The following is an 8823-nucleotide window of genomic DNA, read 5'->3' as shown; positions in this document are numbered from 1 at the left end:
GGAATGCGGGGGAATGCGGGGGATGGACGCGAGGATTGGCGCGGAGTTGTAGGAGCGAGGGGGACGCCTAGTCCTTGCTCGCGAACGCTCTTCATTGCGGGCACGGCGCAAGAGCCAAGAGCGCCCTCTCCCTAACCCTCTCCCTGAAGGGAGAGGGGACTGAGTGGAGCGGCGGTGAGTTCGGAGCTCATCTGAAACCACCGGATCGCCGATAGCTACGCAGCAGGGAGCTCCAAACTCCCAGCCGGCGCGATCTGGCTCCCTCTCCCTTCAGGGAGAGGGCTGGGGAGAGGGTGTTACGGCGGCGGCACCGAGCCCGCCGGGGAGAGGTTCGCGAGCAAGCTCGCTCTTACGAAGAGCAACCGGCGTCAGCGCTTGCGCCAGCAGGCGAAGAGGTTCCACGCCACCAGGCCGGTGACGAAAGCGGAGCTGCTGTAGAAGAGCATGGCGTCCACGTGGCTTCCTCGGTAACGACAGCGCGTAACGACAACGCCCCCGATAACGGGGGCGCTGGGGTGGCTGGGGCCTATTTCTCGGCGACCAGGCGAGCGTGGGCGGATTCCTCGCCCAGGTTGTTCAGCAGGCGCTCGCTGTACCAGTCGAGGAAGTTGATCACGCCGAACTCGTAGGTCTTCGAGTACGGCCCCGGCTGGTAGGCGGTGGAGTTGATGCCGCGCTGGTTCTCTTCGGCCAGGCGACGGTCCTGGTCGTTGGTGGCATCCCAGACTTCGCGCAGACGCGCCACGTCGTAGTCGACGCCTTCCACCGCGCCCTTGTGCACCAGCCACTTGGTGGTGACCATGGTTTCCTGCGCGCTGATCGGCCACACGGTGAAGACGATCAGGTGGTCGCCCATGCAGTGGTTCCACGAATGCGGCAGGTGCAGGATGCGCATCGAGCCGAGGTCCGGGTTCTGGATGCGGCCCATGAGCTTCTTGCTGCCCTGCTTGCCGTCCATGGTCATGGACACGGTGCCCTGCAACAGCGGCATGCGCACGATACGGTTGCGCAGGCCGAAGCTGGCGTGGGCGTAGGGAATCTTCTCGGCTTCCCAGGCCGTGGTGCAGGCGGCGACCTGGTCCTTGAATGCCTGGCTGGCGCGCGGGTCGGTGACGTCGTCCCATTCCAGCAGGGTATTGAGCAGCTCCGGGTGCGAACCGTTGCAGTGGTAGCACTCGCGGTTGTTCTCCAGCACCAGCTTCCAGTTGGCCTTTTCCATCAGCGTGGTCTGCACCGCGACCTTGGTGTTCTCCATGTCGTACGGCTCCATGTAGTGCTCGAGCGTACGCAGGAAGTCATCGATGGCCGGCGGGTTCTCCGACAGCGAGATGAAGATGTAGCCGCCGGCGGTCTTCACGTTCACCGGTTTGAGGCTGTAGTTCTTCATGTCGAAGTCGGCGCCCATCTCGGTGCCGGCGAACAGCAGGCGGCCATCCAGCTCGTAGGTCCACTGGTGGTAGGGGCAGACCAGCTTGGCGACCTTGCCCTTGTCGCTGACGCACAGGCGCGAGCCGCGATGGCGGCAGACGTTGTGGAACGCGTGGATCTGTCCTTCCGCGCCGCGCAGGACGATCACCGGGTTGTCGCCGATCTGCAGGGTGAGGAAGTTGCCCTTGGCGGGGATTTCGCAGGTCATGCCGGCGATCAGCCACTCCTTGTGGAAGATCTCCTGCATGTCCAGCTGGAACAGGCGCTCGTCGTTGTAGAAGGGCTGCGGCAGCGAGAAGCTGTGGTCGCGGCTGCGCAGCATCTCGGCGGTGGCCTTGCGGGCCGGTTCCAGCGGATCGCCCAGACTCAGGGTAGTGGTGACGTCCATTGCTAGTCCTCATGCCGCAGCCGGGTCGGGCTGCCGGCGGAAATAAGTGGCTGATACGGTTTGCCACGCAGGGCAGTGGCGGCAGGTGCGCAGCGCGCCGAGTGCGCTTTCCCGCCGTCCTCGTTCAACCGGAAGGGGTTGCTCGGCATGGAGCTGAGTGTGGGGCCGCAGCCCCGGATTACCCTTATCCATGGGCGACACGGCCAGATCATTTCCCGACGCGCAACGGCACGTCCCAGGCGGCAGGTCGCGATAAGCATGCAAATGTCGCTGGCAGGTAAATGCAGCGGCCATCCTCGTGCACACAATCCGCCCCATCAGGCATGCCGAAAGGCCCCGTGCTTTCTGCGCTCAGACAGCGTAGGCAAACGGGCCCCGGCGCTGCCCCATCAGGCCCAGCACGGCCCGCGTGCGCGGAGAGACAGCATGTCGACGAACAACTTCCTCAATCCGGTGAACACCCAGACCTGGGCCAACGGGCGCCACCTGGTGCGCTGCGTGAAGGCCATCCAGGAAACCTGGGATGTGCGCACCTTCTGCTTCATGGCCGACGCGCCGATCATGTTCTTCTTCAAGCCGGGGCAGTTCGTCACCCTGGAGCTGGAGATCGACGGCCAGCCGATCATGCGCTCCTACACCATCTCCAGCTCGCCCTCGGTGCCCTACAGCTTCTCCATCACCATCAAGCGCGTGCCCGGCGGCAAGGTCTCGAACTGGCTGCACGACAACCTCAAGGAAGGCGACCAGATCCCGGTGCACGGGCCGGTGGGCAACTTCAACGCCATCGACTTCCCCGCCGAGAAGGTGCTGTTCCTCTCCGGCGGCGTCGGCATCACCCCGGTGATGTCCATGTCGCGCTGGTTCTTCGATACCAACGGCAACGTCGACATGGTCTTCGTGCACAGCGCGCGCACGCCCAAGGACATCATCTACCACCGCGAGCTGGACCACATGGCCTCGCGCATCGCCAACTTCAAAGTGCACCTGATCTGCGAGAAGTACGAGATGGGCGAGGCCTGGGCCGGCTACCGGGGCTTCCTGAACAAGGCGATGCTGCAGCTGATGGCGCCGGATTTCCTCGAACGCGAGGTCTTCTGCTGCGGCCCGACACCCTACATGCACGCGGTCCGGCGCCTGCTGGAGGCCGAGGGCTACGACATGTCGCGCTACCACGAGGAGGCCTTCGGCCCGACCCCGCCGGAAGTGCGCGCCGACGTGAAGGAGCTGGCCGCCGAAGCCGCCGAGGCGCCGGCCGTGCCGCTGGCCGAGCAGAACCTGGTGGAGTTCTGCGAGACCGGCAAGAGCATCCGCATGGCGCCGGGCGAGACCGTCCACGCCGCCGCTGCCCAGCTCGGCCTGCACATTCCCAAGGCCTGCGGCATGGGCATCTGCGGCACCTGCAAGGTGATGAAGCGTTCCGGCGAGGTGGAGATGGAGCACAACGGCGGGATCACCGACGAAGACGTCGCCGAAGGCTACATCCTGTCCTGCTGCAGCGTGCCCAAGGGCGACGTGGTCATCGAGTACTGATCACAGCCTGCCCCCACCTGTCCCACACGTTACCCACTGAGTTATCCACAGGCTGAAGGTGTCCCGAGACAAGCTCGGAGACACCTCTGGCCGAACCGCCTGGCCGCCTCGATCCCGTCTGCAACCCGCATGCCACGTGGCTTTGGCCTTTCACCTGATCTCATCGAGCAGGCCCGCGCGCGGGCCCAGCGACGGCCCTTTGTGGACAGCGGCTGCGACGAATATCCACATTCGCTCAGTCTTCTTCCGGGATGGCCTTGTAACCACTCGACAGACGTTGCTGCACCTCCTGTGGGACGGCGCTGTAATGGCTGGAGGAAAGGCTATAGAGGCCCTGTCCGGCGGTGATGGATTTCAGCCGGTTGGCGTAACCATCCAGCTCCGCCAGCGGTACCTGCCCACGCACCAGCGCGACGCTGGCCGAGAGAGATTCGGTGCCCAGCACCTGGCCGCGGCGACCCGTGAGGTCGGCGGTGATGTCGCCCAGGTGGCTATCCGGCGTCATCACCTCGATCTGCATCACCGGCTCCAGCACGATGCCGCCGGCATTGCGCAGCGCATCGAGCATGGCCTTGCGCCCCGCGGCCTGGAAGGCGATGTCCTTGGAGTCCACCGAGTGGCTCTTGCCATCGAACAGCGTGACCTTCACGTCCTCCACCGGGAAGCCGGCCAGCGGCCCGGCTGCCAGCGCCGAGCGCACGCCCTTCTCCACCGAGGGGATGAAGTTGCCCGGGATAACCCCGCCCTTGATCGCGTCGACGAAGGCAAAGCCCTCGCCGCGCGGCAACGGCTCGATGCGCAGGAACACCTCGCCGAACTGCCCCGCCCCGCCCGTCTGCTTCTTGTGCCGGCTGTGGCCTTCGGCGCTGCGGGTGGCCGTCTCGCGGTAGGGCACGCTGGGCGCGCGGGTCTGCACCTCCAGCTTGTACTGCCCGGCCATGCGCTCCAGCAGGTAGCGCAGGTGCAATTCGCCCATGCCGCGCAGCACCGTTTCCTGGGTGGAGGCGTTGTAGTCCAGGCGCACACAGGGGTCTTCGGCCTGCAGGCGCTGGAGGATTTCTGCCAGGCGCTGCTCGTCGCCGCGCCGGCTCGCCTCGATGGCCAGACCCTGCATGGGCGTGGGGAAATCCAGGGGTTTTAGGCGAATGTGGTCCTCGTCGTGGGAGTCGTGCAGCACCACGCCGTACTCCAGTTCGTCGACCTTGCTCAGCGCGCCGAAGTCGCCGGGGATCAGCCAGGGCGCCTCTTCGTGCTTTTTCCCCTGCAGGCGCAACAGATGGCCGACCTTGAACGGCTTGCGCCCGTCGCCGGCGAACAGCTGCATCTCCCGGCGGATCGTGCCCTGGTGCACGCGGAACACCGCCAGGCGGCCAACGAAAGGGTCGATCACCACCTTGAAGACATGGGCCAGCACGTGGGCGGCCGGGTCGGGGCTGGACTTCACCGGGTGCTCGGCGCCCTTTTCGTCGGTGCGCAGGAACAGCGGCGGGTTGCCCTCGGCGGGGTTCGGCGCCAGGCGCGCGAGGATGTTGGCCAGCTCCGGCACACCTGCACCAGTGCGAGCGGAGACAAAGCACAGTGGAATCAGGTGGCCTTCACGCAGGGCCCGCTCGAAGGGCTCGTGCAGCGCCTCGGGGGCTACCTCGCCCTCTTCCAGGTAATGCGCCATCAGCGCCTCGTCGACCTCCACGACCTGGTCAACCAGCGCCTGGTGCGCCGCGGCCACCGAGGAAAAATCAGCCTCGCCGTCGGGACTGAAGAAACAATCCACAACCCGGGCGCCATCCTCGGCGGGCAGGTTGATGGGCAATACCTCCTTGCCGAACGACTCGCGCAAAGCCGCCAGCAGGCCCGGCAGGTCGATGCGCTCGGCGTCGATCTTGTTCACCACCAGCATCCGGCACAGCCCGCGCTGGCCGGCCCAGTCCATCATGCGGCGGGTGCTCAGCTCGATACCGTTCTGGGCATTGACTACCACCAGCGCCGTTTCCACAGCCGCCAGTGCCGGCAGCGCGTGGCCGATGAAGTCGGGATAACCGGGCGTATCGATCAGACGGACCTGCGCGCCCTCGTGCTCGAAATGCGCCAGGGCCGCGGACAGGGAGTGGTGGTATTCGCGCTCCAGCGGATCGGAGTCGCAGAGAGTGTCGCCGCGCTCCAGCGAGCCCATGCTGGGAATGGCGCCGCTGTGCTGCAGCAACGCTTCGGCAAGCAGCGTCTTGCCGCTGTCGCCGTGGCCGACCAGGGCCACGGTGCGGATCTGTTCCACCGAGTAACTGGACATGCTGAATCTCCCGCCCCCAGGGTGCTTGGAGTATAGGCAGCGGGACCTGTATCACTGGACAAATATTGACCAGACCGGCGCAAGCCAACACCCACGAGGCTTGCAGCAATCCATCCACAACCCACCCACACCTTGCGGGCAGAACGCTGCACAGCCGCTGTGGAAAACCCGTCGCGAAATTCGCTGCAAGCCAGTCATGACGGGACTTTCGGCATTTGATCAAAAAATGTACTGAAGAAACGGAAGCACGCCGGGCGCGGCCTGCAGCGATCTGGATACAGGTTGTCCACACCTTCTGCGAGATTCGCCCCACAGCCACTGTGGAAAGTTTCGCGCAGCCCGCGCCACTGGGGAAAAGTCGCCTTGGATCAGTTGCTTGCCTCCTGCGCTGATCAATCCTTGAACAATCCCGTAGAAGCCCCGCAGGGCGTGGCGCTGAGGATGTTTTCCACAGGAGGCGCACAAGCGGGTCAACACAAAGCGGGGATAGTGGTCCCAGGATCGTGCACAGGAATGTCGCCGTAATCGATACACAGGCTCGCAAGTGTTTGAAAAACCGCGGCTGATCAGAAAACAGCCAGATTCAGGGAAGCCCCGCACCATCGGCTCCCCGGGCACCTCCCAACAGTTTTTCCACAGGTTGGACAAGCTTGCCTCCACAGCCATTGTGGAGATCTTCACAACACCCCCATTCACCGCTGAAAGCCGCGACTTACGGGCTTCCGGTCAAGCTCGCCGACGATTTCCGGCTATTCATCGAAGTACCACGCGGCTGGCATTTTCCACCCATTTATCCACAGCTTTATCACAAGGTTGCCCACGGTGTTTCGGCAAATGCTGACACACAGCCGGTGCGGCCTTCGCAGGGGTGCGGGCTATGCTGGATTTCCCCCAGCAGAGGAGACAGTCCCATGATCCTGACCACCACGCCCACCATCGAGGGCAAGACCATCCAGGAATACCGCGGCATCGTGGTTGGCGAGGCGATCCTGGGCGCGAACGTGTTCCGTGACCTGTTCGCCGGCCTGCGCGACATCATCGGCGGCCGCTCCGGTGCGTATGAGAAGGAACTGGGCAGGGCGCGGGAGATCGCCTGCGAGGAGCTGCAGGAGCGCGCGCAGGAATTGGGCGCCAACGCCGTGGTCGGCATCGACCTGGACTACGAGGTGGTGGGGCAGAACGGCAGCATGCTGATGGTCAGCGTGAGCGGGACGGCGGTGCGCATATAGCGGCGCTGAACCTGTAGGAGCGAGGGGGACGCCTAGTTCTTGCTCGCGAACATCCGTAGATTCGCTTCATACCGGGGATCGGGTGCAATGCGGTTCGCGAGCAAGCTCGCTCCTACAGAAAAACCGCCGTGATCAAGTTTTGATCAGTAATATGTAAGCCACTCCACCCGCGGCCTGCAGGCATTCATCCACAGGTTGGGGACAGGTTGCGCGAGCAACCGTCCCCAGCGCCTGGGGACAACTCAGGCTCAGGCGCCCATTACCCGGCGAATGTCGGCCGCCAGTTCCTCGACGCGGGCGATCTCGGTATCCCAGGAGCACATGAAGCGCGCGCCGCCGGCGCCGATGAAGGTGTAGAAGCGCCAGCCCAGTTGGCGCAGGGCCTCCAGGGCGGGTTCGGACATCTGCAGGAAGACGCCGTTGGCCTCCACCGGGAACATCAGCTGCACGCCCGGTATGTCGGCGACGCGCTCGGCCAGCAGTTGCGCACAGCGGTTGGCGTGGCTGGCGTAGTGCATCCAGGCGTCGTCCTGCAGCACGCCGACCCAGGGCGCGGCGAGGAAGCGCATCTTCGAGGCCAGCTGGCCGGCCTGCTTGCAGCGGTAGTCGAAGCCTTCGGCCAGTTCACGGTTGAAGAACAGGATGGCCTCGCCCACCGCCATGCCGTTCTTGGTGCCGCCGAAACAGAGCACTTCGACGCCGGCCTTCCAGGTCAGCTCGGCCGGGGTCGCGCCGAGGAAGGCACAGGCGTTGGAGAAGCGCGCGCCGTCCATGTGCAGGTGCAGGCCCAGTTCGCGGCAGGTGGCGCTGAGCGCCTGCAGCTCGTCCGGGCGGTAGACGGTGCCGACCTCGGTGGCCTGGGTGATGGTGACCACACGCGCCTTCGGGTAATGGATGTCCTGGCGTTTCAAGGCGATCTCGCGGATCGCCTCCGGGGTCAGCTTGCCCTGGGCATCGGTGCGCGCCAGCAGCAGCTTGGAGCCGTTGGAGAAGAACTCCGGCGCGCCGCACTCGTCGGTCTCGACGTGGGCGGTCTCGGCGCAGATCACGCTGTGGTAGCTCTGGCACAGCGCCGCCAGGGCCAGGGAGTTGGCTGCGGTGCCGTTGAAGGCGAAGAAGACCTCGCAGTCGGTCTCGAACAGCTCGCGGAAGTAGTCGGAAGCGCGGGCGGTCCACTGGTCGTCGCCATAGGCGCGTTCGTGGCCGCGGTTGGCTTCGGCCATGGCTGCCCAGGCTTCGGGGCAGATGCCGGAATAGTTGTCGCTGGCGAACTGCTGGGTGTTGTCGGTCATGGTGCGGCCTCGGAAAACGTTGTACGTCAGGCAGCAGCGTAGCAACGGATAGTCGCTCGCCGCCGGAGGGCGCAGGCCTCCCGCTGACGGGAGGCCGCGGGATGGATCAGGGCAGCTTGGTCAGCGCCATCTGCTCGGAGATCGGCACGAACAGCTCGCGCAGGGACTGCGCGGTGCCACCGTTGGGCTTGTCCGGGGAGGTCATGTTGAGCACGTAGCGGCCCTTGATCAGGCCGGTCAGGCTGGATTCGCCGGCCTTGTCGTCCGGCCCCGGCACGCTGATGGCCAGCGGGTCGCCCATGCGGGTGCTGTCGATCACCGGCAGGTACTGCTCGCCGCCGAACTGCGCGGCGGTGCCGTTCTGCAATGCGGCCTGGCGGGCCTGGTTGAGCAGCGAGACGTTCTTCGCGGTGGTGTCGCGCAGCTTGGCCTGGGCGGCCAGGTACTGTCTGGCGGCCTCGCCCTGCTGGTCGGCGCCCGGCGCCGGCAGGCCGGTGTCGGTCAGGGTCACGACCAGGTGCTGGCTGCCGTCGGCCTTGCCGTAGACGATGGTGGCGTCGTCATAGCCGCACTCGCGGGACAGGTAGGGATAGCCGTAGATGGCCTTGGTCGGCGGCAGCGCCTTCTCCAGCACATGGCCGGTGCAGCTGTCGCCGGCCATGTGCTGGAGAA

6 protein-coding genes are annotated in these 8823 nt (G+C 65.4%); 2 read left to right on the top strand and 4 right to left on the bottom strand.

Annotated elements, in window-relative coordinates:
• Positions 1 to 526: 526 nt before the first annotated feature.
• Positions 527 to 1816: a glycine-betaine demethylase subunit GbcA gene (gene gbcA, locus ACCC94_RS24935; RefSeq protein ID WP_413352299.1), complete on the bottom strand. Its 1290-nt coding sequence runs from the start codon at positions 1814 to 1816 to the stop codon at positions 527 to 529.
• 426 nt (positions 1817 to 2242) lie between these two features.
• Here gbcA and gbcB point away from each other — a divergent pair, with 426 nt between their 5' ends.
• Positions 2243 to 3346, top strand: a complete 1104-nt coding sequence (gene gbcB / locus ACCC94_RS24930) for a glycine-betaine demethylase subunit GbcB (protein WP_413352298.1) — start codon at positions 2243 to 2245, stop codon at positions 3344 to 3346.
• 235 nt (positions 3347 to 3581) lie between these two features.
• Here gbcB and fusA read toward each other — a convergent pair whose 3' ends face one another.
• Positions 3582 to 5630, bottom strand: a complete 2049-nt coding sequence (gene fusA / locus ACCC94_RS24925) for an elongation factor G (RefSeq protein WP_413352296.1) — start codon at positions 5628 to 5630, stop codon at positions 3582 to 3584.
• 911 nt (positions 5631 to 6541) lie between these two features.
• Here fusA and ACCC94_RS24920 point away from each other — a divergent pair.
• Positions 6542 to 6859 carry a heavy metal-binding domain-containing protein gene (locus ACCC94_RS24920; protein WP_413352295.1) on the top strand — a complete coding sequence of 106 codons (318 nt, stop codon included), beginning with the start codon at positions 6542 to 6544 and terminating at the stop codon, positions 6857 to 6859.
• 248 nt (positions 6860 to 7107) lie between these two features.
• Here the strand turns inward: ACCC94_RS24920 and ACCC94_RS24915 are convergent, their stop codons facing one another.
• Both ACCC94_RS24915 and ACCC94_RS24910 read right to left on the bottom strand, forming a co-directional pair.
• A complete protein-coding gene (locus ACCC94_RS24915) occupies positions 7108 to 8151 on the bottom strand; it encodes a low specificity L-threonine aldolase (RefSeq protein ID WP_413352293.1) in 1044 nt (347 codons plus the stop codon).
• A gap of 106 nt (positions 8152 to 8257) precedes the next feature.
• Positions 8258 to 8823, bottom strand: a 566-nt coding sequence (locus ACCC94_RS24910) for a hypothetical protein (RefSeq protein ID WP_413352292.1), incomplete at its 5' end; no start/stop codon positions are given.

The sequence above is a fragment of the Pseudomonas sp. Pseusp97 genome (genome assembly GCF_047304025.1).
GTDB lineage: Bacteria > Pseudomonadota > Gammaproteobacteria > Pseudomonadales > Pseudomonadaceae > Pseudomonas.
This window is presented reverse-complemented; position numbering and strand designations above follow the sequence as displayed.

Excerpts from the sequence above, each read along its gene's own strand:
- gbcA (WP_413352299.1), bottom strand. The coding sequence starts at position 1,816 with ATGGACGTCACCACTACCCTGAGTCTGGGCGATCCGCTGGAACCGGCC.
- gbcB (WP_413352298.1), top strand. The coding sequence starts at position 2,243 with ATGTCGACGAACAACTTCCTCAATCCGGTGAACACCCAGACCTGGGCC.
- fusA (WP_413352296.1), bottom strand. The coding sequence starts at position 5,630 with ATGTCCAGTTACTCGGTGGAACAGATCCGCACCGTGGCCCTGGTCGGC.
- ACCC94_RS24920 (WP_413352295.1), top strand. The coding sequence starts at position 6,542 with ATGATCCTGACCACCACGCCCACCATCGAGGGCAAGACCATCCAGGAA.
- ACCC94_RS24915 (WP_413352293.1), bottom strand. The coding sequence starts at position 8,151 with ATGACCGACAACACCCAGCAGTTCGCCAGCGACAACTATTCCGGCATC.